27 protein-coding genes, 1 tRNA gene and 1 pseudogene are annotated in these 25567 nt (G+C 66.8%); 11 read left to right on the top strand and 18 right to left on the bottom strand.

All coding sequences use genetic code 11. The annotated features are described in order from the left end of the window. Window position 1 precedes the first annotated feature (1 nt). The 7 genes from C5B91_RS12725 to C5B91_RS22120 all read right to left on the bottom strand — a co-directional run bounded on the left by C5B91_RS12725 (window position 2) and on the right by C5B91_RS22120 (window position 6928). Window positions 2-1045 (bottom strand): AIR synthase family protein, encoded by a 1044-nt coding sequence (locus tag C5B91_RS12725; RefSeq protein ID WP_008095414.1) that lies wholly within the window; start codon window positions 1043-1045, stop codon window positions 2-4. Between the two features lie 316 nt (window positions 1046-1361). Continuing rightward, entirely contained in the window at window positions 1362-2312 is a 951-nt protein-coding gene (locus C5B91_RS12730; protein WP_115819406.1) for an alpha/beta fold hydrolase, read from the bottom strand. A gap of 95 nt (window positions 2313-2407) precedes the next feature. Then, complete coding sequence (locus C5B91_RS12735; protein WP_115819407.1) at window positions 2408-4627, bottom strand: amino acid permease; 2220 nt, start codon at window positions 4625-4627, stop codon at window positions 2408-2410. After that, window positions 4624-5085, bottom strand: a complete 462-nt coding sequence (locus C5B91_RS12740) for a universal stress protein (protein ID WP_008095420.1) — start codon at window positions 5083-5085, stop codon at window positions 4624-4626. The genes C5B91_RS12735 and C5B91_RS12740 overlap by 4 nt, the downstream gene beginning before the upstream one ends. Window positions 5086-5279: 194 nt before the next feature. Next, window positions 5280-5675, bottom strand: coding sequence for a hypothetical protein (locus tag C5B91_RS12745; RefSeq protein ID WP_008095422.1), 396 nt, complete (start codon window positions 5673-5675; stop codon window positions 5280-5282). A 90-nt stretch (window positions 5676-5765) separates the two neighbouring features. Continuing rightward, a complete protein-coding gene (locus C5B91_RS12750; protein WP_008095423.1) occupies window positions 5766-6785 on the bottom strand; it encodes a YeiH family protein in 1020 nt (339 codons plus the stop codon). Continuing rightward, window positions 6782-6928: a hypothetical protein gene (locus C5B91_RS22120; protein ID WP_156037881.1), complete on the bottom strand. Its 147-nt coding sequence runs from the start codon at window positions 6926-6928 to the stop codon at window positions 6782-6784. Before C5B91_RS22120 ends, C5B91_RS12750 begins: the two co-directional genes overlap by 4 nt. Before the next feature lie 208 nt (window positions 6929-7136). Here C5B91_RS22120 and C5B91_RS12755 point away from each other — a divergent pair, with 208 nt between their 5' ends. The 4 genes from C5B91_RS12755 (at window position 7137) to C5B91_RS12770 (ending at window position 10406) form a co-directional block, all read left to right on the top strand. Next, window positions 7137-7763 carry an adenylate kinase gene (locus tag C5B91_RS12755; RefSeq protein WP_008095425.1) on the top strand — a complete coding sequence of 209 codons (627 nt, stop codon included), beginning with the start codon at window positions 7137-7139 and terminating at the stop codon, window positions 7761-7763. A 121-nt stretch (window positions 7764-7884) separates the two neighbouring features. Further along, complete coding sequence (locus tag C5B91_RS12760) at window positions 7885-8805, top strand: DUF106 domain-containing protein (protein ID WP_008095426.1); 921 nt, start codon at window positions 7885-7887, stop codon at window positions 8803-8805. 150 nt (window positions 8806-8955) lie between these two features. Beyond that, window positions 8956-9534: a (d)CMP kinase gene (cmk, locus tag C5B91_RS12765; protein ID WP_008095427.1), complete on the top strand. Its 579-nt coding sequence runs from the start codon at window positions 8956-8958 to the stop codon at window positions 9532-9534. A gap of 2 nt (window positions 9535-9536) precedes the next feature. After that, entirely contained in the window at window positions 9537-10406 is an 870-nt protein-coding gene (locus C5B91_RS12770; protein ID WP_115819408.1) for an RNA-guided pseudouridylation complex pseudouridine synthase subunit Cbf5, read from the top strand. Window positions 10407-10418: 12 nt separating this feature from the next. On the opposite strand, the gene C5B91_RS12775 is transcribed toward C5B91_RS12770, so the two are convergent. Continuing rightward, entirely contained in the window at window positions 10419-10703 is a 285-nt protein-coding gene (locus C5B91_RS12775; protein WP_049967732.1) for a hypothetical protein, read from the bottom strand. Window positions 10704-10876: 173 nt separating this feature from the next. On the opposite strand from C5B91_RS12775, the gene C5B91_RS12780 reads away from it, so the two are divergent. Beyond that, a tRNA-Pro gene (locus tag C5B91_RS12780) sits at window positions 10877-10947 on the top strand. Between the two features lie 268 nt (window positions 10948-11215). Next, window positions 11216-11581, top strand: coding sequence for a hypothetical protein (locus C5B91_RS21930; RefSeq protein ID WP_147298771.1), 366 nt, complete (start codon window positions 11216-11218; stop codon window positions 11579-11581). A gap of 492 nt (window positions 11582-12073) precedes the next feature. On the opposite strand, the pseudogene C5B91_RS12795 reads toward C5B91_RS21930, so the two are convergent. The 4 genes and pseudogenes from C5B91_RS12795 to C5B91_RS12805 form a co-directional block, all read right to left on the bottom strand. After that, window positions 12074-13333 (bottom strand): annotated as a pseudogene (locus tag C5B91_RS12795) (RNA-guided endonuclease InsQ/TnpB family protein); the annotation flags it as partial. An 81-nt stretch (window positions 13334-13414) separates the two neighbouring features. Beyond that, window positions 13415-13540, bottom strand: coding sequence for a hypothetical protein (locus tag C5B91_RS22980; protein ID WP_255409923.1), 126 nt, complete (start codon window positions 13538-13540; stop codon window positions 13415-13417). 113 nt (window positions 13541-13653) lie between these two features. Beyond that, window positions 13654-13923, bottom strand: coding sequence for a hypothetical protein (locus tag C5B91_RS12800; RefSeq protein WP_004042445.1), 270 nt, complete (start codon window positions 13921-13923; stop codon window positions 13654-13656). Between the two features lie 326 nt (window positions 13924-14249). Next, a complete protein-coding gene (locus C5B91_RS12805; protein WP_008095434.1) occupies window positions 14250-14771 on the bottom strand; it encodes an HPP family protein in 522 nt (173 codons plus the stop codon). Between the two features lie 136 nt (window positions 14772-14907). On the opposite strand from C5B91_RS12805, the gene C5B91_RS12810 reads away from it, so the two are divergent. Next, window positions 14908-15492: a GNAT family N-acetyltransferase gene (locus C5B91_RS12810; RefSeq protein ID WP_049913608.1), complete on the top strand. Its 585-nt coding sequence runs from the start codon at window positions 14908-14910 to the stop codon at window positions 15490-15492. Between the two features lies 1 nt (window position 15493). Here the strand turns inward: C5B91_RS12810 and asd are convergent, their stop codons facing one another. Next, window positions 15494-16528 carry an aspartate-semialdehyde dehydrogenase gene (gene asd / locus C5B91_RS12815; RefSeq protein ID WP_008095439.1) on the bottom strand — a complete coding sequence of 345 codons (1035 nt, stop codon included), beginning with the start codon at window positions 16526-16528 and terminating at the stop codon, window positions 15494-15496. Window positions 16529-16725: 197 nt separating this feature from the next. On the opposite strand from asd, the gene pccA reads away from it, so the two are divergent. Beyond that, complete coding sequence (gene pccA, locus C5B91_RS12820) at window positions 16726-18528, top strand: propionyl-CoA carboxylase biotin carboxylase/biotin-carboxyl carrier subunit (protein WP_049967696.1); 1803 nt, start codon at window positions 16726-16728, stop codon at window positions 18526-18528. Between the two features lie 66 nt (window positions 18529-18594). Next, window positions 18595-19671 (top strand): biotin--[acetyl-CoA-carboxylase] ligase, encoded by a 1077-nt coding sequence (locus C5B91_RS12825; protein WP_115819410.1) that lies wholly within the window; start codon window positions 18595-18597, stop codon window positions 19669-19671. A gap of 48 nt (window positions 19672-19719) precedes the next feature. Here C5B91_RS12825 and C5B91_RS12830 read toward each other — a convergent pair whose 3' ends face one another. The 5 genes from C5B91_RS12830 to C5B91_RS12850 form a co-directional block, all read right to left on the bottom strand. Then, window positions 19720-20274 (bottom strand): universal stress protein, encoded by a 555-nt coding sequence (locus C5B91_RS12830; RefSeq protein WP_008095442.1) that lies wholly within the window; start codon window positions 20272-20274, stop codon window positions 19720-19722. Between the two features lie 132 nt (window positions 20275-20406). After that, a complete protein-coding gene (locus C5B91_RS12835; RefSeq protein ID WP_008095443.1) occupies window positions 20407-21420 on the bottom strand; it encodes an amidohydrolase family protein in 1014 nt (337 codons plus the stop codon). Window positions 21421-21472: 52 nt separating this feature from the next. Then, window positions 21473-22696, bottom strand: a complete 1224-nt coding sequence (locus C5B91_RS12840; RefSeq protein ID WP_049967694.1) for an HD domain-containing protein — start codon at window positions 22694-22696, stop codon at window positions 21473-21475. 69 nt (window positions 22697-22765) lie between these two features. Next, on the bottom strand, window positions 22766-23938 hold the full coding sequence (locus C5B91_RS12845) for an HD domain-containing protein (protein ID WP_008095445.1): 1173 nt from the start codon (window positions 23936-23938) through the stop codon (window positions 22766-22768). A gap of 93 nt (window positions 23939-24031) precedes the next feature. Next, complete coding sequence (locus C5B91_RS12850) at window positions 24032-24628, bottom strand: hypothetical protein (RefSeq protein WP_115819411.1); 597 nt, start codon at window positions 24626-24628, stop codon at window positions 24032-24034. 194 nt (window positions 24629-24822) lie between these two features. Between C5B91_RS12850 and C5B91_RS12855 the strand changes: the two genes are divergently transcribed. Beyond that, the gene (locus tag C5B91_RS12855; protein WP_115819412.1) at window positions 24823-25032 is read left to right on the top strand and encodes a hypothetical protein; all 210 of its coding nucleotides are present in this window, start codon (window positions 24823-24825) and stop codon (window positions 25030-25032) included. Between the two features lie 206 nt (window positions 25033-25238). Next, window positions 25239-25499, top strand: coding sequence for a hypothetical protein (locus C5B91_RS12860; protein WP_008095449.1), 261 nt, complete (start codon window positions 25239-25241; stop codon window positions 25497-25499). Window positions 25500-25567 lie beyond the last annotated feature (68 nt).

Consider the following 25567-nt stretch of genomic DNA (forward strand, 5'->3'; position numbering starts at 1 on the left):
CTTATTCGGCGTCGGCGTTCGCTTGCTCGGCCTCGCGGGCGAGTCGGTCGTAGGCGGCCCACGAGGGGTCAACATCGGGGTGCTCGATGCGCTCGCCGTCGACGACGACGCCCTCGCCCGCGACGACAGTGCCGGCGACGCCGACGGGGGTGCCGCGGGCGTCGAGCGCGGCGACCACGTCGTCCGTGACGTCGGGGTCCGTGGCGACGACGAGCGACCCGGCGGTGGTCGAGCGCCACGGGTCGATGCCGAGGAAGTCGCAGGTCTCGCGGACGCCGGGCCGGAACGGGATGCTCGACTCGTCGATTTCGAGTTGGACGCCCGCGCTCTCGGCGATTTCGTTGAGCGCGCCGTGGACGCCGCACTCGGTGGCGTCGTGCATGGCGTGGACACCGCGGCCGCCGGCGGCCGAGACGGTCATCGCGTCGCGGACCGCGTCGGTCTCGTCGAGTCGCGCCTGCGCGTCGGCGAGCACGTCATCGTCGAGGTCGACGAAGGCGTCCGGAAACAGCGTCGTCAGGAGGCCGGTCGCCTCGACGCCGGGGCCCTTGGTCACGAGCACGTCGTCGCCGGGTCTCGCGCCGTCCGGGCGGACCACGTCGTCGTGGTCACCGACGGCGAGGGCGGTCGCGCCGCCGACCCACGGGTACGAACAGCCGGCGTAGCGGGCGGTGTGGCCGGTGACGATGCTGACGCCGAGGTCGTCGGCCTCGGCGTGCATCGCCCCCCAGAGTTCGGCGAACTGCTCGTCGGTCATCTCGGGCGGGAGCGTAAAGGAGACGGCGAGGTGCGAGGGGTCCAGCCCCGAGACGGCGATGTCCGAGAGGACGATGTCGATGGCGAACCGGCCCGCGCGCTCGAAACCGAGCGCGGGGAGCACGGAGACGGGGTCGGTCGCGATGGCGACGGCGGTGCCGTCGATGTCGAGGAGGCCGAAGTCGACGCCGTGGGTCGGGCCGAGCGCCACGTCGTCGCGGGCCGCGCCCAACCGCGGGTAGATGTACTCGTCGAAGAACTCGCGGTCGACCTTTCCGAGGTCGGTCATACGCGACCTGCGGGGGCCGCGAGTAAGAACGTACTCATCCGGCGACGACGGGTCCGGCCCGGTGGGGTTCGAGGCCCGGTCGTCGGCGCGGTCGCTCGCCGGTCGAAAGGTGGGACGGTCCCCCGTCCCTGCTCATGAAGAGACGCGGAGACGGTTCGAAGGGGCATGGAAAGTCCCACCACCGGACTGCTCCCGCGTCGGTTCAACGTGCACGCCGGACGTACAAGAACCTCGCTAAGTTCCCTCGATGGACCTATATAGCTTCAACGAGCAGCCGGCAAATACTGCCCCCATTGGTCGAAATCGCCGGCGGAGCTCAGACCGGGCGATGGCCCGCCTCGTCGGGGGTGTTGTTCGGCGTTCGCCACGCGTCGTCGAGGTGCTCGACGAGTGCGCGGGTGACGGCCACCGGCTCCTCGTGGTGGACCCAGTGGGTCGCCTCGTCGAACGTCTTGAGGTGGCCGTCTTCGCAGAACGCGAGGCTCTCGCGCGCCATCTTCGGCCGGAGGAACCGGTCTCGGGTCCCCCAGACGACGAGCGTCGGGGGCTCGACCGTCTCGACGCGGGGCCGCGGGCGCTCGCGGGCGACCGCCCGGTACCAGTCGACCATCGAGCCGTAGGCTCCGGAGACCGACCACGCGGCGCGATAGCAGTCGAGGTCGGTCGCCGAGAACGTGCCGGGGAGCGCGGTGCCGGTCATCGTCCGCTCCAAGACGGCCCAGTCGCCGACGGGGGCGACGAGCTCGGGGAGCTTCGGCAGTTGGAAGAACAAGACGTACCAGCTCCGAAGCTGTTGGCCCGGGTCGCGTCTGAGGTGGCGGGCGAGCACTACCGGGTGCGGGAGGTTCATCGCGGTGAGAGAACGCACCCGGTCGCGGTGGTGGAGCGCGGTCCACCACGCCACCGCGCCACCCCAGTCGTGACCGACGACGTGGACCTTCTCGTAGCCGAGCGCGTCCGCGACGCCGACCACGTCACCGGCGAGTTCGTCGATGCTGTACCACTCGACGCCCGAGGGGCGGTCGCTCAGGTTGTAGCCGCGCTGGTCGAGCGCGACGACCCGGTAGCCCGCATCGGTCAACGGGCGGAGGTAGTCCGCCCACGCGTACCAACACTCCGGAAAGCCGTGGAGGAGGACGACGAGTTCGCCGTCTTCCGGTCCGGCTTCGACCGCGTGGAGCGTGACCTCGCCCGCGTCGATGCGGCGGCTCGTCGCCTCGACGGACAGCTCCGCGTCGTCGCACGACAGCCCCGATTGCTTCGCCATACCCCTCGCTACGGCGGCGAAGGACAAATGTGCCGCGGCGGCGCGAGAGGCCATCGGCGGCGAGAAAACGGGTCGCTTCCGCGGCGCCGTTCGGACTACCCGAACAGGCGCTCCCTGATGCTCCGAGCGCGACTCCGTTCGGCCAGGAGGACCGAACACTCCACGTCGTCGACGACGTCCATGACGACGGTGCCGCGGACGAGCCGCGAGAGGAGGCCGCGTTCCGTCGCGCCGACGACGAGCAGCGACGCGTCGGTCGCGTGCGACTCGATAGCCCTCTCGACGTCGCCGGTCTCGACGGTGAGCGTGGCATCTCCGAGACCGCGCTCGTCGGCCCACTCGCGGAGGAACTGCTCACCCGCGTCCCTGTCGTCGGCGACGTGGAGAAGCTCTATCTCCGCGTCGCAGAACTCGCGCAGGACCGAGGCGATAGACGCCGAGAGGTCGGAGTCCGGACCGCCGGCGGTCGGCACGAGCACGTGCGAGGGGTCGAACCCGCGGTCCTTCAGCACCAACACGTCGTAGGGGAGCGCGTGCGTTATCTCCTCGAACGCGCTCTCGGCGCGGCCGGGCGACCCGTGGCTGTCGGGGCCCCAGCCCATGACGACGAGGTCGGCGCTGTAGGTCTCCGCCGCGTCGAAGACCTCCTCGAACGACCGGTGAGAGAGGACCGTGTGGGTCTCGATGTCCACGCCGAGTTCGTCGGCGTCGACGCGGGCCTGTTCGAGCAGGCGGTCGGCTTCGGCGAAGTCGTACTCCTCGCGGGCCGATTCGAGGGCGGTCTGGTCGGGCACTTTCACGATGTGGACGCCGACGAGCGTCCCGTCGTTGGCCTTGGTGACGGCCCCGGCCAGCGAGATGAGGTCGCGCTCGCTTTCGGGGTTCGAGAGGGGGACCATGACGCGATAGCCGCCGTCGGGCTGGACCGACGTGGCGGCCGAGACTGCGGCATCCGGGAGCTGCTCCGACTGCTGGAGCAGGTACTTCCCGAGGATACCCTGCTTCGTCGCCCTGGTGCGGGCGTAGGCGGCGTACCACAGCATGGCGAACACGACGAACCCGGCAGCGAGGAGGACGATGTTGTCGGCGAAGAAGGCCATGAGGGCGAACGACGTAATCGCTCCGAGGATGGGGGTAATGGGGTACAGCGGAACCCGGTAGTCCGGCTGGTAATCCTCGGGGTCGGACACGCGCATCACGATGAGCGAGACGTTGAGCAGCCCGTAGATGATGAGGTGGAGGACGCTCCCGGCGTTCGCGAGGGTGTTGACGTCGGCCAGCAGGATGAACAGGAGGATGAACCCGCCGGTGATGGCGATAGAGCGGTACGGCGTGCCGAACCGGGGGTGAATCTCGTTGAGTTCCTCGGAGACGATGCGGTCGCGCCCCATGGCGAAGTTGATGCGCGAGGAGGCGAGAATCGAGGCGTTCGCGGACGAGGCGGTGGCGAGGAGGCCACCGAACAGCATCGCACCCGCGCCGACCGGACCGATGAGGAGCCGGGCGACGTCGACGACGGCGGTCTCGTTTCCGGCGACGAGGCTGTTGTCCACGGCGGCCAGCACGGTCAGGAGGACGAGCGCGTACACCAGCGTCACGATGACGACGCTGCCGAGGACGGCCCGCGGGAGGTTCTTCCCGGGGTTCTTGATCTCCTCCGCGACGGAGGTAATCTGGACGAATCCGAGGTACGAGACGAAAATGAGGCCGGTCACGGGGAGGAGCGGTGACACGCCCTTGTCCGGCGGGACGAACGGTCGGAGTTTGGCGAGGTCCGCGTTCAGCAGTCCGAAGACCGTGAACACCGCGAGGATGGCCAACAAGATGAGCACGATGGCGTTCTGTAGCTTCCCCGTCTCCTTCGCGCCGACGTAGTTGATGAACACGAAGAGGAGACCGCCCGCGAGGGCGACGAGTTTCACGCCGGAAACCGTGATACCGCCGAGGACGAGGCTCGGAATGGGGAGAAACGTCACCACGTACTGACCGAACCCGGTCATGTAGAACGCGGAGGCGAACGCGAGCCCCATCCAGTTGCCCCACCCGGCGACGCTGCCGAACAGCGGCCCGAGGGCGTGGTTGATGTAGTAGTACGCGCCGCCGGATTTCGGCATCGCGGTGCCCAGTTCGCTGGCGGACATGGCGGTCAAGAGCGCGATGACGCCGCCGAGAACGAACGCGGCGGCCGCGAGCGGCCCGGCCTGTTGGACCGCGGCCCCCGGAAGCACGAAGATGCCCGCGCCGATCATCGTCCCGATACCGATAGTCAACGCCGCGAGCGGGCCGAGGTCTTTGGCGAGTTCCTCGTCTGTCATGTTTCACCGTCTTCGTCGGCGTCGCCCGCCGGCAGCACGACCACGGGACGGTCGCTGTGCCGAATCAACTCCTCGCGGACCGCGCCCGAAAAGAGGTCCCACCACGAGCGGCCGCCGCGCGGGGTGAAGACGATGGCCGTCGCGTCGGCCTCGCGAGCCGCTTCGAGAATGGCGTCGCCGACGTCGGTCGCGAATCGGAGGTCGGTCTGAAGTTCGATGCCGGCGTCGTCCGCGGCGCGGCGGGCGATATCGAACAGTTCCTCCGCGACCTCCTCACGCTGTTCGACGCCGGCTTTGTCCGGCGCGCCGCCCGCCTTCTCGATGACGTGGACGACGGAGGCCCGACCATCGGCCGCCGCGATGCGCGGGAACGCGGTGGCACAGGTGATATCGGCGTCGTCCGCGTTCGCGAGCGGGAGCAGCGGGCGAGAGAACAGCGACTCGACGTGTTCAGTCATGTGTCGAACCTGCGAGAGTGGAGTAAGGGAGGCGATTCCACCCGGCGGAACGGGATTGTGCCGGGGCGAGCGAGCCCTCTTCACAACGTGACCGTCGGGAATTCATGCGCGGAGGTTGTGCGGCAATAGATTTAGAAGTTCGCAAACCGGGGCACAGCGTCGAAGCGAATCGAACGCGGAGGGAACGCGCCCGCTCAGACGGCGGTGACCCACGCCCGGTACGCCTCGTCGCGGCCGTAGACCGCCTGAAAGACGCGGTCTGCGAAGCCGGCGAGGCGGTTCGCGTCCGAGCGGGCGGTGATGCGGACGTTCGTCCCCTCGGCCTCCTCGGGGCTCTCCAGTTGGTCGATTCGGAACTCGGGGAACTCCGTGAGCAGCCCCTTGAGCCGGTCGAGTTCCTCGTCGGTCACGTCCATGTTGAACGTCTGGTCGGCGAACTGAATCCACGGGCCGGGCCCCTCGCCGTCGACGTCGGCGAGGCGTTCGGCCTCGATGGTGAGAAAGGCGCTGCCGCGGTCGCGGTGCGCCGACACGGCGTCGGCGAAGAGCTTTCGGCGCTCGCGCGCGGTGTCGGCCTCGAATCGGGTCATGCGACCTGCTACACCCGCGCGGTACAAAAACGGCCCGCGTCGGGGCGGTGAGTCTCGGACGGCGGAGCGACCGGAACGGCCGTCAGCGCGTCAGAACAGCGCGAGAACCGCGGCGAGCGCGAGCGCGCTGATGGTGAGCAGTTGCAGTCCGAGGACGGCGAGCGGAGCCGCGCCCGTCTGTCGCATCGCGTCGAGCCGAACGTCGAGGCCGAGGCCGACGAACGCGAGCGCGAACAGTGCGTCGCTGGCGGTGCCGACGGTCGCGAGCGTCGCCTCCGAGAGGAGGCCGAGGTTGGCGACGGCGGCGACGGCGACGAAGCCGACGAGGAACCGGGGAACGCCGTCGAAGACGGCGCGCAGACCGGTGGCTGCCTCCTCCGCCCGGCCGGCGTAGCGAACCGCGTAGGCGACGGCGACGAAGCCGAGCATGGAGTTTCGCGCAAGTTTGGTCACGGTCGCCCAGCGACCGGCGACCTCGGAGTGGGCGAAGCCGGCCGCGGTGACGGGGCCGGTGCTGAACATGCTCAGGCCGGCCCAGATACCGAACTGGCGACCGGACAGCGGAAGCAGGTCGCCGGCGATGGGGAACACCGCGAGGGTGAGCGCGTCGAACAGGAGGACCGCGGCGACGACGTGGGTGAGGGACTCACCGTCGGCGTCGATGGTGCCGGCGATGGCGGTGGCCGCGGAGACGCCGCAGACGCTCGCGCCGGCCGCGAGGAGCGACCCGGTCTTGTCGGCGAGGCCGAACACGCGCCCGGCGACGGCCTCGACGAGGAGGACGCCGGCGGCGACGGTGACGACGACGAGCGCGACGAGCACCGGTCCGGAGGCGACGAGTTCGTCGATTGCGATGCGAGCGCCGAGCAGGACGATACCCGTTTCGAGGAGGAGCTTCTGCGTGTCGACGCCGGGGCGCACCCAGTCGGGAACGCCGACCGTGTTGGCGACGACAGCCCCGAAGAGCACGCCGAGCAGGAGCGCGTTGACGCCGGGGACGAAGCCGGCGACGAGCGCCGCCGCCCCCGCGAGGACGACGAGGAGGCCGACGCCCGGTGCGAGTCGCGCGAGCCGGCCGATGCCGGCGTCCGAGCTCTCCCCGGCGCTCACGGCCCGAGCGTCGCGAGGACGGTCACGACGACGAGACCGAGGGCGGTCGCGCGCCAGCCGCGTTCGAGCGTACACCACAGACCGTACGCGCGCTCGACGGTGGCCGCGCCGAACGCGTCGCGCATGAGGGACGAATCGCGCATCTGTCGGTGCCACGAGGGCCGCGCCGTTGAACGTGTCGCTTCCGTCTGCGAAACCGGCAACAAAACCCGCCAACACCGCGGTGGGACGGCCGTGAGAGCTGTAGAACGACGAACAAGGAGCAACATTGTCTCATTCCTCTGACCGCCGCCGTCGCAGAACTCAGTACGTATCTTCAACACTATATGCTCTCGCCGGATGGGGTCAGATATGGGAAAGCGCATCCTCCTGCTCGGAGCGCCGGGCGCAGGTAAGGGCACACAGTCGAAGCGGCTCGCCGAGACCTACGGCGTCGAACACGTCACCACCGGCGACGCGCTGCGCGCGAACAAGGACATGGAGACCGAGTACGGGACGCCCCGCTCGTTCATGGAGAAGGGCGAACTCGTCCCCGACGCGGTCGTCAACGAAATCGTCGAGGCCGCGCTGGAAGACGCCGACGGCTACGTCCTCGACGGCTACCCGCGGAACCTCTCGCAGGCGGAGTACCTCACCGAGATCACCGACCTCGACGCGGTCATCTACCTGAAGGTCGCCGAGTCCGAACTCGTCGAGCGCCTCACCGGCCGCCGCGTCTGCGACGACTGCGGCACGAACTTCCACGTGAAGTTCAACCAGCCCGAAGCGGAGGGCGTCTGCGACGACTGCGGCGGCGAACTCGTCCAGCGCGACGACGACACCGAAGAGACGGTCCGCGAGCGTCTGTCGGTGTTCAAGGAGAACACCGAGCCGGTCATCGAACACTACCGCGACGAGGGCGTCCTCGTCGAGGTCGACGGCGAACAGACCCCCGACGAGGTCTTCGAGGACGTCCGGACCGTCGTCGACGACGCGTAAGCGCGCACACGGAACGACGCTTTTCACCGACTATACTCGGAGCGCCGGCGCTGTCGCCGGCGCGCCCGCTCTCGTCTCCAGAGTAAAACCTTGATAACAGCCGGTTGCTAAAGGGCCGGTAATGGCACGAATCGAATCTCGGGTGCGCGACCTCGTCGGCTCCGACGCCGACATGCGCGCCGCCGTCGAAACCGTCCTCGAACGGGCGGACGACGGAGAAGTCGAGTGGGCCGACGTTCGCGACGAGCTCACGAGCGGCCAGTGGGGTCGCCTCATCGAGAAAGGTATCCTCGTCGACGGCGACGAGGGGTTCCGGCTCGCCGACGCGGCGGAGACCCGCGCCGGCCTCGAAGACGACACGTCCGACTCCGGCGGCTCGTCGTCGTCCTCGTCGGCCGACACCGACACCGGCGACTCCTCGTGGTCGAAGTACGACAAGGGCGCGGCCGTCGTCACGGTCGGCCTGTTCCTCGGCTACTCGGTCGCCGAGGTTCGGAACGTCATCGGCGGCGTGATGGACGTGGCGCTCGGCCCGCTGGCCGACATGCTCCCGTTCTACGCCGTCGTGATGGTCCTCGCGCTCGCGACCGGCCTCTACTCCACGCTCCTGCAGGCGAACCTCATGGACATGGAGAAGATGGGCATGTATCAAGAGCGGATGAAGGACATCCAACAGCGGCAGAAGGACGCCAAGGAGCGCGGCGACGACGCGGCGCTCGAGAAGATTCAAGAAGAGCAGATGGAGGCGATGGGCGACCAGATGGGCATGTTCAAAGAGCAGTTCCGCCCGATGGTCTGGATCATGTTCCTCACCATCCCGGTGTTCCTCTGGATGTACTGGGCCATCGGCGTCGGCGGGGGCTCCGACCCGCACATCGTCACCGAGAACATCGTGCTCCCGCTCGTCGGGTCCGTCGAGTGGAAGCAGGGTGTCATCGGGCCGATGCAGGCGTGGATTGTCTGGTACTTCCTCTGCTCGATGGGCTTCACCCAGATCATCCGCAAGAGCCTGAACATCGACATGTCGCCGTCGGCGTCGTAAGCCGACCCGAGCGACTCGAAACGACTCCGTTTCTCTCTCCGTTTCCGCGTCTCACCACCCTCGGTTCTCTCCCACTCTCCCCCGTGAGAAGCCTCCGCAGGGGCGGTCGGCAACGATAACACCTTTTAGCCGACCGCACCCAGCATGGATATGTTACTGACCGTCTCCGGACCACCGGGCAGCGGGAAAAGCACGACCGCCGCCGCGCTCGCCGAGGCGTTCGACCTCGAACACATAAGCGGCGGGGACATCTTCCGCGAGCTCGCCGCCGAGCGCGACATGACCGCCGTCGAGTTCAACAAACTCGCCGAGGAGGACGACCAAATCGACCGCGACCTCGACCGCCGCCTCCGCGACATCGCCCTCGACCGCGACGACGTGCTCCTCGAATCTCGCCTCGCCGGCTGGCTCGCCGGGGACGCCGCAGACCTCCGCTTTTGGCTCGACGCCCCCGTCGACGTTCGCGCCGAGCGCATCGCCGACCGCGAGGACAAAGCGCCCGATATCGCCCGCGAGGAGACGACGACCCGCGAGGCGAGCGAGGCCAAGCGGTACGACGCCTACTACGACATCGACATCACGGACCTCTCTATCTACGATATCGCGCTCAACACCGCCCGTTGGGGGCCCGACGAGGTGACGGCCGTCTGCATCGCCGCGGTCGACTCCTACGACCCCAAGGCCGACGAGGGCAAGTACCCCGTCGAAGGCGTCCGCTACGACTTCTGACCATGCTCCGAGACCCGCCCGAAGACCGGAGCGTCGACGACCTGCTGTCGTTCGGCGTCGTCAACCTCGACAAGCCGCCGGGGCCGTCGGCCCACCAGGTAACCGGGTGGGTCCGCGATATGGCCGACGTCGACCGCGCCGCTCACTCGGGAACGCTCGACCCGAAGGTGACCGGCTGTCTCCCCACGCTCCTCGGCGACGCGACCCGCATGGCGCAGGTGTTCCTCGAAGGCTCGAAGGAGTACGTCTCCGTGCTCGAACTCCACGGGCCCGCGCCGGCCGACATCGACTCGACCGTCGCCGAGTTCGAATCGAAGCTCTACCAGAAGCCCCCGCGGAAGTCCGCCGTCTCGCGCCGCCTCCGCGTCCGCGAGGTGTACGACCTCGACCTCCTCGAAGTGAAAGACAGACAGGCGCTGTTGCGCATCCGCTGTGAGTCGGGGACGTACATCCGAAAGCTGTGTCACGACCTCGGACTCGCGCTCGGCACCGGCGGCCACATGGGCCACCTCCGCCGGACCGCGACCACTCCCTTCGACGACGCGGACCTCGTGACGCTCCACGACCTCGCAGACGCGCTCGCGTTCGCGGAGGAGGGCGACGAGTCGTGGCTCCGCGACGTGGTCTCGCCCGCCGAGCGGGCGCTGTCGCACCTCCCATCGGTCACCATCGCCAACAGCGCGGCCCGCGAAGTCGTCAACGGCGCACCCGTCTACGCGCCCGGCGTCTTCGACGTCGACGCCGACGCCTCCCGCGGCGACCTCGTCGCCTGTTTCACCGACGACGGTTCGGCCGTCTGTCTGGGCGAACTCGTCGGCGACGCGGACGCCGACGCCGGCGAGGTCGTCTCGCTGGAAGCCGTGTTAGTCTGAGACCGCTTCGCGCTACTTTCTCCGGCGCTTTTTCTCCGCGTCCGCGAGCGTCTCCGCCTGCTCGTTGACCGACGCGACCTCTCGTTTCGCATCCGACTTGTCGAGGTCGTAGACGTAGCGCCACGACGCCAGCGGGTAGCCGTGGGACTCCTCGGGGCGGTCAGCCGACGGTTCGGACTCGGAACCGCGGCGAATCGACCACCACCGGAGGCCTGCGACGCCCAACGCGAGGAGGACGAGGAGCATCGCGACGAAGGGGAGGAGTCCGAGCGGGACGCTCTGGAGGGGCGTGAACATACGTTGTCATTAATCTCGAGGCGGCAAAAGCGTACTCGTGGTCGGGAGTCAGCTTCTCGGCACCGTTCGAACCGCACGACGACGGTGCGATACCGTGGCACGCCAGCCCTTCGCGTCGCCGCGACGAAACGAAGGGCTTAACCGCGAGACACGCATCGCTTTGAATGCACCCCGGGACCGTGGGGTAGTGGTATCCTCTGCCGATGGGGTCGGTAGGACCTGAGTTCGACTCTCAGCGGTCCCATACCACCTTTTTACTTCGTCGACTGTCGCTCACAGAGCGATAGTCTCCTCGCAAGGAGCTGGACGAAAAACGTCCCGCGAGGACTCGCTTCGCCCGCATCGCAGTGCAGTAATCCGGGTGTCCGGGCTCAGTCTGGTCTCGGCTACTCAGGCGGTGCCGTGTCTCCGAGTGACCGGTGTCGTGCAGACCCATGCGTGAGACACTAACTCGGGCTGCCGAAAATAGCTAAATAGAACACTCTACTGCGACGAGGAACCCCTTTCCGAACATGATTAACGCAGAGATAGTCAACAGAGTGGAGAGACCAATCAGAACCGCACCGTCCCGCTGGACGACCGAATTCCCTCGTATCCACTTTTCGTATCCACTCAGAAGCCAATTTTCCACAAACACCTGTGAGTGCTCTTGGGAGGTGAATATCTGGTCAAGTGTGTCACCAGAGATACCGCCAGTATACTCTACGGTCACATACAGATACGTTGCTGAGAAAATTGAAAACGTCAGTAGTCCGCTCCCGACCTGCGTGAACACGTTTACAAAAGAAACTGCGGTAACACAAGAGTCAGAGTCGATGCCAATAGCAATAGCCGAGATGAGGATACTGGCTAGCAGCAGGTTCAATTTGATCAACTGAATCGCGTCTGTTCGCAAGTTCTGGATTGAACTGACCTGATGATCGACTACGGTTCGAGCCTCTTCGAGAAGGGTTGAGAGTTCTTGATCGGAATCTACTGTTGGGACAATTCGGACGTTATCTTGCCCAACTCGCCGGGGTTCCTCGCGAATGAGTGTACTGAATAGAATGAGGAACCCACCCGCAACGATACCCAAGGCGGGCCAATCATACGGGGCAAGTGGGGTGTATACTGGGTGGTTTTGGATGATTCCGGATAGTTGAACGAATATGAGACTGACCAGACCAACAGAGAACAATACCCGCCCAGCCAGCGATGTCCCCGATTTGAATAATTCCTTGAGCCAGGACATGGTATCTGAATGAGCGTATACACAACGTGTGTGAAAACTCTATTCACCCGTCGCCAGACCTCTTTCGTGGTTACATTCCTTTTGTGGCGGAAGCAGCTCGCTGTGTCGATTCTTTCGGCTCAATGTGAACTACCCCGCCCTACTCAGCCGCTGACGCGGCTTCCTTGAGGACGGGGCTTCCTGTTTCTGTGACGCGACTTGCATCCACGACGATGGACGATGAATCGCCACCATCAGTGGACACAGCGGTCGCAGTCTCCACAGGCGTGTCTTCGGAGTGAACCACTCCTAGTTTGTCGAGTCCTCGTGAGAGGACGTTAAGAGCCGCATTCCAATCCCTATCGAGTTCGAACCCACACGACGGGCACGAATGCTCGCGCACCCACAACGGCTTGCCAGTCGAAACGCCACAGCTCGCACACTCTGTGGTCGTCCCGCGCGGGTTAACCTGCACGACGTGACAGCCGTTCTTCTCACCGTGGTGTTCGAGGATGGTGATGAAGTCTCGCCAGCCGACTTCGGCCTTGTTACGAGCGTTTTGCGGGGATTCGAGCATCCCCTTGACATTGAGGTCTTCAACGAATACGGCATCGTACTCAGTGGTGTAGAAGTGTGCTAGCTTGTGTTTGAAATCACGCTTCTTGTTCGACATTCGTGCATGGATTTCCGTGACGCGACGCCGTTGTCTCTCCCAATTGTTGGACTCGTAGTCCTTTCGAGAGAGCGAACGTTGCTCTCGTTCGAGGCGTTCTCGGTCGTTAGACAAGTCGAGTCGCCCTATCGAACGCCCGTCCGAATCGTGGGCGAAGTTGAGAACACCGAGGTCGAGACCCACCGCATCGTCAGAGCCGATGGCTTCGACGGCAGGTTTCTCGGGAGTTTCTGTTTCGATGCAGAATGATACGTACCACGCTCCCGTGGGTTCTTTTTTGAGCGTGACTTCTTTGACTTTCTCGTGGTCTGGAAGGTCACGATGGATGCGAATTGGAATCTCGCGGGTTTCGCCTTTGAGTTTCTTGAGGATGAGGAGTCCGCGACCATTCGGGCCACTCTTCTTGTCGAGTTCGAAGCCCGATTGCCGGTACGTGAAACTCCGGTACTCACGCGGTTTCTTCCAGTTCAACGACCCCACGTCGTATCCTTTCGCTTTGAGCTTCCCGAGGTTCTGGATGTTGTCTCGGATACGCTCGACAGCTTTCTGGAGAACGGTCGAGTAGACCAGTTTGAGGTCGGTCCACCAGCCTTTGAGCGCCGGGAGCGTGTCTCGGACCATCCAGACGCGCTGGCGGAGCGTGCCCGCGTCTTCGGGTATCTGGTCAAACTCGTTGAGAGCGTGGTTGTACAGTTGTCGCACGGTGTTTCGTTGCCAGTCCATCGCTTCGCGTTGCTCCGTGGTGGGGAACTAAAATCGCGGCACTGGATCCGACCGAGCGGGGGCGTTGTTATAGTTGGCTTGTTCTACCAGCAGTCCACGAGGAACTCACTCCCCGTAGAACAGATACGAAAACGCCAGAAACGCCAGCACCGACCCGACGAAGAACGCCAACAGCCCCATCGTTCCGCCTGTCTGAGACCCGACGAGCTCGACCGTACTCTTTTCAGCCATACAACATTTCTCCCGGCGGCGGACAAAAATCTCGTGGTGACTCCGAGCTTGATACGGTGTGACTGTTCGTCACACCCTGCAACAACCACCAAAAAACGGCCGGGAACCGCTACTCAGGTCGAGACGGCATCGCAGGTCCAGCCGGGGTCGCTCCCCGTGCGCCGGATGAGGTCCGCGCGGCACGCCGGACAGTAGTCGGGGACCGTCGTTTCGCCCCGCGGGACATAGACGCCACCGCCGCATTCCACGCACGCATCGGCGACGACTGTCGTGCAGTCAGCACAGAGGTTGAAGTCGTCAACCGTGAGGTCGCGCAGCACTTCGAGCTTTTTGTCCAGGATGTACTCGTCGATAACCGCCTGACAGCTGTGGCACGGCTTCATAGCGATACAGCGTGACAATTGAGACCATGGAACATATACTTGTCGTCGTAGGTGTCTCTTGTCGCGGAATGTCAGTCGGGGCGGAGGCTCACCGATGCCGGATATGCCACGGTTGCACGCGAGCGACCCTAGCGCGGCCGGTGTGAACGTGTTTCACAGAAATCATAAGTTGGATGGTGACGAATTTCGTTTGCTGCTGTCAGAGGCACATCAGGGCGACGAGCGGAATCATTCGCCCTCTATCCATCTATTCTCTCGGCTATCGATTCGAGCCGGCGGTACCGAGAATCGACCGTCTGAGCGGCTTCCGAGGTCCGGACAAGACCTCAACTCCGCGTTCCCGCGTCGGTTGGACTGTCCCCGTACATCTCAGCGAGCAGCGCGTCCGTCGCCCGGTGGGCCCCCACGAGAACGACCACGCTCGCGACGATAGTCGCGACCGACTGCGGCGTCGAGAGCAGGCCGAGCGAGACGATGAGCGTCGTCGCGCAGGCCGGCGGGTGGACCGCGTCGAGTTCGACCATCCCCCAGCCCGTCGCGGCGACCGAGACCGCCCCGCTCGTGACGAGGCGCAGCGTGTCCGTCGACGCGGCCGAGAGCGACGGGTCGAGCGTCACGCCGGGGGCGATGAGCGCGTAGGCCGCGAAGCCGACGACGGCACCGACGGCGTGGCCGCCGACGATGCGAGACGAGCGGGAGCGCCCGCCGCGACGGCGGAAGGCGAGGACGAACGCCGTGGGGCCGAGGCTCGGAAAGACGAACGGCTCGCCGGTCGCCCACGCGATGCCGCCGAGTGCGGCGACGAGCAGGCCGGCGGAGAGTCCCGTTTCGAGACCGCGTCGAGACATGTGACACGCTCTGTCGACGCGGCGTGAAAACGGTGTCTAACTCTGGACGAATCGAACCGGTACCGTGAGACTCGCCGACAGATACCGCGTGCTCCGCACGCCCACGTTGAAGTGCGGCCGCGACGACGGACGAGATATGTGCGGAGCCGCGTTTCTCGAAGGCGACCGCGTCGAACTCAGAACCGTCGAGTCGGAGCACGTCGAGTTCCTCCACGAGACGGTCAACGACCCGCGGGTTCGGCGGGGAATCGCCGCCACCGACCCGGTGACGCGGGCGACAGAGCGCGAGTGGGTCGAGTCGCGCGGCGACGGCGACGACATCAACTTCGTCGTCGCGGTCGACGGCGACCCGGTCGGGACTATCGGACTCAAGCCGCCGAACGTCGTCACCGGCGCGGCCGAGGTCGGCTATCTCGTCGCGCCCGACCACTGGGGCAACGGCTACGCGACAGACGCGCTGCGGACGCTCTGCGGCTACGCCTTCGGCGAGCGCCGACTCAACAAACTGTACGCGAACGCCTACGAGACGAACCCGGCGTCGACCCGCGTGCTGGAGAAAGCCGGCTTCGAACGCGAGGGCGTCCACCGGGAACAGGGATTCGTCGACGGCGACCACGTCGACGTGCTTCGATACGGTCGGCTCGCCGACGAGTGGCGAGACGAAGAGAACGTCGGCGACGCCGAACGCGAGTCCGGGAGCGACGCCGACGGGTGGATATAGCCTAAATCCAGCCCTCTTGGGCGAGGAGTTCGCCGTTGAGGACGGACGCACCGGCCGCGCCGCGAATCGTGTTGTGCGCGAGGCAGTTGTACTTCACGCCGCGCTCGGTGGCCTGGATGCCGCCCGCGGAAATCTGCATGCCGTCGCCGCGCTCGCGGTCGAGGCGGGGCTGCGGGCGGAAGTTGTCCTCGAAGACGTGGATGAGCTGTTCGGGCGCGCTCGGGAGGTCGACGCCGGGGTACTCGCGCATCGCGGCCGCGACGTCCTCGGGGGAGGCGTCGTCGGCGAGGTCGGCGAAGACGCTCTCGAGGTGGCCGTCGAGCGTCGGGATGCGGTTACACGAGGCGTTGACCTCCGCGCCGTGGAGCGCGACTTCCGCGCCGTCGAACGAGCCCAGAAGCTTGCGGGACTCCGTCTCCATCTTCTCTTCTTCGCCGCCGATGTGCGGGATGGCGTTGTCGATTATCTCCATCGAGGTGACGCCGTCGTAGCCCGCGCCGGAGACCGCCTGCAGGGTCGTGACGTCGACGCGTTCGAGGCCGAACTGGTCGAGCGCGGCGAGCGTCGGGACCATCGTGATGGTCGAGCAGTTCGGGTTCTTCACGAGCGCGCCGTCCCAGCCGCGCTCGTCGCGCTGGACCTCGATGAGGTCGAGGTGCTCCGGATTGATCTCCGGAATCGTGAGCGGCACGTCGGGTGCCATGCGGTCGTTCGAGGAGTTCGAAGAGACGACGTAGCCCGCCTCGAGGAACTCGGGTTCGACCTCGGCGGCGACCGACGACGGGAGCGACGAAAACAGGAGGTCGATGTCGTCGGGCACGTCCGCGGGGTCGGTGCTGCCGACTTCCATCGCGGCCACGTCGTCCGGGATGGGAGTGTTGACGCGCCACTTCGCGGCCTCGTCGTATCGCTTGCCCGCGCTCGACTCGCTCGCGGTCAGCGCCGCGAGTTCGAACGTCGGGTGGTCTTCGAGGAGTTGGATGAATCGCTGTCCGACTGCGCCGGTTGCACCGAGGATGCCGACTCGTACTGCCATTACCCGTGTCGTAGTGTGGCACACGCATAAGGCCGTTTGGATTTGAACCAGTATTCGCGGCGTATAGTGCCAGAGAAGTGTAATCTCGGCCGTTCCTTCATGGTCGAACACGTAAATCGTCGTCTGTCGAAGCGGGCACCGACGTGCGTTGGTAAAACCGATAGAATAACGTGCGGTTCCCTGAAAGACTACCGCAAATGTTCAGCAAGGTTCTCGTCGCCAACCGAGGCGAGATCGCGGTGCGCGTCATGCGCGCCTGCGAGGAGTTAGGAGTCCGGACCGTCGCCGTCTACAGCGAGGCGGACAAACACGGCGGGCACGTGCGGTACGCCGACGAGGCGTACAACATCGGTCCCGCCCGCGCGGCCGATTCCTACCTCGACCACGAGTCGGTCATCGAGGCCGCACGGAAGGCCGACGCCGACGCCATCCACCCCGGCTACGGCTTCCTCGCGGAGAACGCCGCGTTCGCCCGGAAGGTCGAGGAGTCCGAGTTCAAGTGGGTCGGCCCGTCGGCCGACGCGATGGAGCGCCTCGGCGAGAAGACGAAGGCCCGCGCGCTCATGCAGGACGCCGACGTGCCGGTCGTCCCCGGCACGACCGAGCCCGCCGACTCCGCCGACGACGTCAAGGCCGTCGCCGACGAGTTCGGCTACCCGGTCGCCATCAAGGCCGAAGGCGGCGGCGGCGGCCGCGGCCTGAAGGTCGTCCACTCCGAGGACGAGGTCGACGAGCAGTTCGAGACGGCAAAGCGCGAGGGCGAGGCGTACTTCGACAACGCCTCCGTCTACGTCGAGAAGTACCTCGAAGCGCCGCGCCACATCGAGGTGCAAATTCTCGCCGACGAGCACGGCAACGTCCGCCACCTCGGCGAGCGCGACTGCTCGCTCCAGCGCCGCCACCAGAAGGTCATCGAGGAGGCCCCGTCGCCCGCGCTCTCCGACGACCTGCGCGAGCGCATCGGCGAGGCCGCCCGCCGCGGCGTTCGCGCCGCCGACTACACCAACGCCGGCACCGTGGAGTTCCTCGTCGAGGACAGCGAGTTCTACTTCATGGAGGTCAACACGCGCATCCAGGTCGAACACACCGTCACCGAGGAAGTGACTGGCCTCGACGTGGTGAAGTGGCAACTGCGCGTCGCCGCCGGCGAGGAACTCGACTTCTCGCAGGACGACGTGGAAATCGAGGGCCACTCGATGGAGTTCCGCATCAACGCGGAGGCCCCCGAAAAGGAGTTTGCGCCCGCGACGGGCACGCTCGCGACCTACGACCCGCCGGGCGGTATCGGCGTCCGCATGGACGACGCCGTCCGTCAGGGCGACGAAATCGGCGGCGACTACGACTCGATGATCGCCAAGCTCATCGTCACCGCCTCGGACCGCGAGGAGGTCCTCGCCCGCGCCGAGCGCGCGCTCGCCGAGTTCGACATCGAGGGACTCCGCACGGTCATCCCGTTCCACCGCCTCATGCTCACCGACGAGGCGTTCCGCGAGGGGAGCCACACGACGAAGTACCTCGACGAGGTGCTCGACCCCGACCGCATCCAGGCCGCCGTCGAGCGCTGGTCGCCCGAGGCCGTCGCCGACGATGACGACGACGACGAGGTCACGGAACGCACCTTCACCGTCGAGGTAAACGGCAAGCGCTTCGAGGTCAGCCTCGAAGAGCGCGGCGCGCCCGCCATCCCGGTCGGTAACGCGTCCGCGGGCAAATCCAACTCCTCCGGCCCGCGCAAGCGCCGCGACGACGGCGGAAGCGACGACTCCCAGCAGATTATCGAGGGCGACGGCGAGTCCGTCACCGCCGAGATGCAGGGGACCATCCTCTCTGTCGAAGTCGAGGAGGGCGACGAGGTCGAACCCGGCGACACCGTCTGCATCCTCGAAGCCATGAAGATGGAAAACGACGTGGTCGCCGAGCGCGGCGGCACCGTCTCGCAGGTCCTCGTCTCCGAGGGCGACAGCGTCGACATGGGCGACGTGCTGCTCGTCCTCGAATAGTCCCGAGACCTCGGGACCGACGTCCGAACCGCGAACCTCTTTTCCCGTGCGCCGGTATCCACCCGCATGAGCGACACGCGACGCGCCCTCCTCGACGCACTCGCCGAGGGTCCCGTCTCCGGGCCCGACCTCGCCGACCGACTGGGCGTCTCCCGCGCCGCCGTCTGGAAGCACGTCGAGTCACTCCGCGACGAGGGGTTCGGCGTCGAGAGCGCCGGCGACGGCTACGTCGTCACCGACGTGCCGGAGTACGGCGGCCCGGCAATCGAGTACGGCCTCGGCGTCGACTACGACGTTGAGTTCCACGAGACGCTCGACTCCTCGAACGTCCGTGCCCGCGAGCTCGCCGCCGAGGGCGCGAGGGACGTGGTCGTCGTCGCCCGCAAGCAGACCGCCAGCCGGGGAAGAAAGAACCGCGAGTGGTCCGCGCCCGACGGCGGCGTCTGGATGAGCCTGCTCGTGCGTCCCGACGAACCGCCGGCATACGCCCCGCTGTACACGCTGGCGATGGCCGTCGCCGTCTGCGACGCGGCGCGCGAGGCCGGGGTGGGCGCGAGCATCAAGTGGCCGAACGACGTTATCGTGAGCGAAGCGAGTGGCAGTTCGTCTGCGAATGCAGACGGTGTTTCCGCGAACGAAGTGAGCGGAAGCTCACCGAGTCACGTCGGTGGCGTTTCCGCGAGCGAAGCGAGTGGTGGTTCGAAGGACTCCGACACGCCCGCCGACCGCGGCTACCGAAAGCTCTGCGGCATCCTCACCGAGATGGAAGGCGAGGCCGACCGCGTCTCGTGGCTCGTCATCGGCCCCGGAATCAACGTCAACCTCGACCCCGCGGACCTCCCCGAAGGCGCGACGAGCGTCGCCGCCGAGGCCGGCCCCGTCGAGCGCCGCGTGTTCGTCCAGCGGGTGCTCGAACGATTCGACGAACTACGCGGCGACCTCGACGCCGTCCTGCCGGCGTGGCGCGAGCGGGCGGACACGCTCGGCAGGCGGGTCCGCGTCCACACCGCGAACGGCGTCATCGAGGGGGAGGCGGTCGATATCGAACACCCCGGCACGCTCGTCGTTCGAACCGACGAGGGCGAAAAACGAGTCCACGCCGGTGACTGCGAACACCTGCGCCCGGCCGACGGCGGGCGCTGAAACCGCGACCGAACCCGCGCACCGCCGGTCGGCTAGTTCACTAGCCCGCTATTCTCCGCCGTCCGCCGTCGCCGTCGAGTCGGCGACCGCGTCCGCCTCGGCGGGCGACTCGGGCGCGGCGTCGTCCGGTACCTCGACGGCGAACTCGTCCGCGTCGTCGCCACCGCCTTCGATGCGGACGGTCAGGACGGGGACTTTCGACGCCCGGACGACCTTTTCCGCGACCGACCCGAGGAGGAGGCGGTCGATACCGCCGCGCCCGTGGGTCCCCATCACGATGAGGTCGCACCCGCCGCGCTCGGCGAACTCGACGATTTCCCGGCTCGGCGTCCCCTCGAGGACGTGCGTCTCGACGGGGACGCCCTGCGACTCGGCCGCGCGCTCGACCTGGTCGAGCGCCGACTCGGCGTCGGCGCGCAGCATGTCGTCGAGCCCCTCCCACGACGATTCCATCGGGAGCCCCGCGAAGCTCCCGGCGTTCACCACGTACACCCCGTGGAGTTCCGCATCGTGGACGGCCGCTAACGCCGCCGCGTGGACCGCGACGCGCTCGGAGCCGGCGGAGCCGTCGATGGGAACGATGATTCGGTCGTACAACACCATGACACTTGATAACATTTTCTCGGGGTCGGTAATAACCCTTTGCTACGGGAGGAGTACTGCGAGAATAGGTCGGCTCCACGGGAGTTCTGGGCCGCTTCGGTCGGAAGCCGAAGGCGGGGGCGTCGCCCGAACTCAGAGGTACACGTCTTTCACGTCCGCCTGCCCGGCGCGGCGGACGACGGCGCGGACCACATCCTCGACGCCCGCGAGGTTGTCCGTGTCGCCGTCGAGGACCAGCAGCTTGGCGTCGCGGCCCTCCTCGACGAGACCGTAGTTCAGCCCGGCGATGTCGGCCCCGTTGACGGTCGCCATGCGGAGGACCTCGGCGGCAGAAACGTCCGCCAGCTTGGAGGTGAACTCCATCTCGCGGAACATCGAGGGGCTGTTGAGCATCACGTTGTCCGTGCCGAGCGCGACGGTGGTGCGGTCGACCAGTTCGCGAATCGGCGCGACGCCCGCGTCGGTGACGAGGTTCGACCGCGGGCAGATGACGACCGGAATCTCGCTGTCCTCGACGCGTTCGAGGTGGAGCGCCTCGGGGTGGACCATGTGGACGAGGAAGTCCGGTTCGAGGTCCAACGCGGCGTTGATGTCGTGGGCGTCGCGCTCGCCCGCGTGGATGCCGAACAGCTTTCCGGCGGCCGCGGTCGCGTTCCGGAGCGCGCCGAACTCGCCGTCCCGCGCGCCCGACGCGCCGAAGCCGTCGGCGACTGCCATCGCGTCGGCCGTCTCGCGCCCGAAGACGACCGCCTCGATGTCGCGGCCGTCGAGCGCCCGCCGGATGACGTCGACGCCCTCGACGCCGCCCTCGCGGAACTCCAGACAGGCCGCGGTGCCGCCGGCCTCCATCATCCGGAGCGACCGGTGCATCGCGGCGGCTTTCTCCTCGGTGCTCGCGGCCCGGAGGAGTCGGTGTTTCAGGCCGTCCGGCGGTGCGACGAGGTCGTCGAGCGACAGTCCCTCGCCGGCCTCCTTGGCGATGGAGTCGCCGAGGTGGGTGTGGGCGTTGACGAACGCGGGCAAGATGATGTCCGTCGAATCCGTCGCCGTCTCCTCGATTGCGGTTATCGTGCCGTCTTCGACGACGACCCGCCCCTCGACCGGGTCGAAGTCGCGGCCGCGGAGTATCGTACCCTCGAGTTGCATCGCTCTCGAATGCGTCTCGGCGGTGCTTGAACCTCCCGTCTCGGGACGGCGGCTACTCGAACTCGTCGAGCGTCGCGTTGAGGCCGCTTCTGACCTCGGCGACGAGCGCGCCGTCGACGTCGAGGCCGAGCACGTCCGCGGCAGCGCGGCCGACGCGCTCCGTCTCCTCGCGCGGGGCGTAGACGCCGAGTCGCCACTGCTGTTCCTGTGCGGTCCGAAGCGCCTGCACGAGCGGCGATTCGCGCTCTAACTGCCGAATCTCGCCGTTGACCATCACCCGCGACGACGACTCGGTCATCGACGGGCGCGAGGGCACGTCGAGGATGACCGACTCGGGCGACACGTCGGCGGCGTCGGCGATGTCCCGCTCGAACGTCGCGAGCGCGTCGTGCCCGGCGTCGATAATCGAGTCGGGGACGTTCGGTAACTCCGCCCAGACGGCCCGCTTGTAGAGGTCGCGGGTGGCCAGTCGCTCGGCGAAGGCGCTCGTCGAGTCGGTGAGTTTGAGCGCGACGAGCAGGTCGGGGTCGTCCATCCGCCGAAGCTCCTCGGCGTCGATGTCCGGCTCGGCGAGCAGTCGCTCCGACGCGCGCCGGAGCATCGCCTTCGAGATGCGCGCGACGTGGTGCTGGTAGACGGTCGGGTTCATGAGCGCCCGAGCGAGGAGGAGCGACTCGGCGGTCTGGACGTTCCCCTCCGCGAGGACCAACTCGCCGTCGACGAACGTCAGTTCCCGAATCAGGCGCTCGTGGTCGATGGTGCCGTAGGGAACGCCGGTGTGGTGGGCGTCGCGGACGAGGTAGTCCATCCGGTCGACGTCCAACTCACCGGAGACCAACTGGCCGAACTCGCCGTTGCCCTCGACTAAGGCGGCGACGCGCTCGGGGTCCAGTCCCTCGTCCTCAAGCGTCTCGCCGACGGTCCCGCGGGCGACGAGCTCCTCCACGTCGTCGTGGTACTTGCCGGTGTGGCGGTGGGTCACGTCCTCGATGTTGTGGCTGTAGGGCCCGTGGCCCACGTCGTGGAGGAGCGCCGCGGCCTCGACGTGGGCGGCGGCGTCGCCCTCGATGCCGAGGTGCGAGAGGGCGCGGGAGGCGAGGTGGTAGACGCCGAGGCTGTGTTCGAACCGCGTGTGGTTCGCGGAGGGGTAGACCAGTTGGACGGTTCCCAACTGCTTGATGCGCCGGAGCCGCTGCATCTCCGGCGTATCGAGGAGGGCTTCGGCCGCGCCCTCGACCTCGATGTGGTCGTGGACGCTGTCCTTGATGGTCGTCATTGTGGGTGAATCGGCCGCCATCGGTGAAAAAGGGTCGGACGACCGTGTGTCTCCGGCTTTCCCCGCGCCTCAGACCGGGGTCGTCACGCGAACCGGAAGTCCGAGCACGTCCACGGCGGCCGCGGCCACTTCGTCGCGGACCGCCTCGGGCGCGTAGACGCCGAGTCGCCACTGCGTCCGCTCGGCCGACCGGAGCGCGCCCACGAGTTCCGAGGCGTCTTCGAGCCGCCGGACGACGCCGTTGACGACGACGCGCGACCGTGACTCCTTGATTCGCGGCCGCGACGGGGCGTCCACGATAACCGACTCGGGCGACACGTCGGCGGCGTCGGCGATGTCCCGCTCGGCCGCCCGCGTCGCCTCGAAGTCGAGTTCGACCACGTCGGTCGGCACGGCGTCGATGGGGGCCCAGACGGCCCGCTTGTAGAGGTCGCGGCGCTCGATTCGGCGGCCGAGGTCGGGCACGCGCTCGCCGAGGGCGACGAGCAGGTCGTGGTCGGCCATCCGGACGAACGCCTCGATTGGCACGCCGTCGTCGACGAGGCGCTCGGAGGCGCGTTCGAGCATCGCGCCCGCGATGCGGGAGACGTGGTGGCGGTAGACGGTCGCGTTCATCAGCGCCCGGGCGAGAAGCAGGGATTCGGCGGTCTGGACGTTCCCCTCGGCCAACACGAGTTCGCCGTCCCGGTACCGGAGTTCGCGGACGAGGCGGCCGTGGTCGATGGTACCGTAGGGGACGCCCGTGTGGTGGGCGTCGCGCACGAGGTAGTCCATCCGGTCCACGTCCAACTCGCCGGAGACCAACTGTCCGAGACCGCCCGCGCCGTCGACCATGTCGGCGACGCGCTCGGGGTCGAGGCCGTGGTCGGTCAGGACCTCGCCGACCTCGGTCCCGTCGAGCAAGTGGTGAATCTCGTCGTGGTCGCGCCCGGTGCGCCGGCGGATGAGGTCCTCGGTCTGGTGCCCGTAGGGGCCGTGGCCCACGTCGTGGAGGAGGGCGGCGGCGCGGACGTGGGCGGCGCGGTCGCCGTCGACGCCGAGATGCGAGAGGGCGCGGGAGGCGAGGTGATAGACGCCGAGGCTGTGTTCGAACCGCGTGTGGCTCGCGGAGGGGTAGACGAGCCGGACCGTCGAGAGCTGTTTGATGTGTCGAAGCCGCTGGAAGGCGGGCGTATCGACGAGTTCGGCGGCCACGGGGTCGAGCGAGATGTAGTCGTGGACGCTGTCCTTGACGGCGGTCATAACGGGTGTTGCACGAGAGGAGTCAAATAGCCGAGCATTCGGGTCGTCGCGGAGGCGGGGTGGCCGCCCGTACGGCCGCCCGTGCCGCCCGCCTCACCGCTCGGGGAACTGCCCGACGACCTGTTCCGCGGTCGCATCGGCGGCGACGCCGACGAGGTGGTCGCGGTAGGCGGGTCGGCTGACGACCCCGGTCCCGGCGCTCTCGACCGACGCTTCGACCGACCCCGCGAGGTCGGGACCGTCGGTTGATTCAAAGACAAGTGGACCGCCCGACAGCGCCGCGTCGACGTGTCTCTCGTGACCGCCCGCGTCGAACGCCGCGCGCCACGCCACCGACCCCGAAGGAGCGACCGGGTTCCAGCGCGAGTCCCACTCGTCCACGACGACGACCACGACCGGACCCTCAGCGTCTTCGTCGCGGATGTCGGTCGGTTCGAGCGTCACGCCCCGCTCCGCGAACGACTCGACGAGTGCCGCCGTCAGGTCGTCGCGGACGGCCTCGGGCGCGTCAACCACGAGGGTCCCGTCGGTAACCGGCGGGAGCGAATCGAGGTTCGTCCCGCCCGACGAGGCAGTCGCGGAGGCCGTCGTCTCGTAGTTCGCCGCCTCGAAATCGAGGGCGAGCAGGCCACCGGAGACGGTGGCGACGACAAGAACGACCGCGACCGTGGTTCGAGGGGACAATTCCATGGATGGTATATTCGTCTCGCGGCGGCCATAGCCGTTCTGTGACGCGTGTTGTCTGTAGTCCGCCCCGTCGGGTTCTTCAATCGCTGATAGTTTGCTGAGACCGTGCTGAATACAGGGCGCATAGTCAGCATCCAGAGTGTGGGTGTGGTGTGCCGAAGGACAACCTCTAAAAACGTACTCTCCGCTTTTTGATTATGCCCTCCGAAACGGCTGAAAAACTCCAGACAATCCGCACCCAGACAGACCTACAGACGTTGATTCATGCCCTCGCACTGATTGTACTTGCCGATATTGGTTACTTCGTTTCTGATGGTAACGAACACTTCTTCCTGTTTGCCACAGTCGGGATTATTGGCGGTATCATCGCCTTTAGTGCCGCTATCTCTGTCATACGTCGATTCTGATTCCACCCGACCGTGGTTTGCAATGATACGCGAACCGTGCCCGTCGGGTCGAATTGACATCCCTTGGTGGTGCTGAACTCATCCTCTCTATTCAGCACGCCGGTTCTGTCAGACTCTGCGGATTTCAAGGAAGCTCCTGTCGCACGATGGTAGCGGTGGTTCGACCGCCCACAAACCGTTTCACTCGGGAGCGACGAGACGCCGACATGAGCCTCCGCTCGGCCCTCGGAAGCGCCATCGGCTACGCCCTCCTCGGCCTCGCGTGTCTCTTCGTGGCCTTCGCGGGCTACTGGGCTGCCATGAGCGCACTGACCGGCGTGACCGCCGGGCGCGTGATGTTCGTCATGTCCGGCCTCGGGGCGGCGCTGATAACCGGCTTCTCGGGCTACTTCGTCAGGAAGGCGGTCGCCGGACAGGTGATGCCGTCGGAGTTCGACGTGTCGGTGGCCTATCGCGGCAGTCGCTGAGGAGGACTTCGTCGGTCTGCGCGACTTATCGACATCCACCGGCGACCGGCCGGCGTCTCCGGTGAAGG

It is taken from the genome of Haloferax sp. Atlit-10N (assembly GCF_003586325.1).
In the GTDB taxonomy this organism is placed as follows: Archaea; Halobacteriota; Halobacteria; order Halobacteriales; family Haloferacaceae; genus Haloferax; species Haloferax prahovense.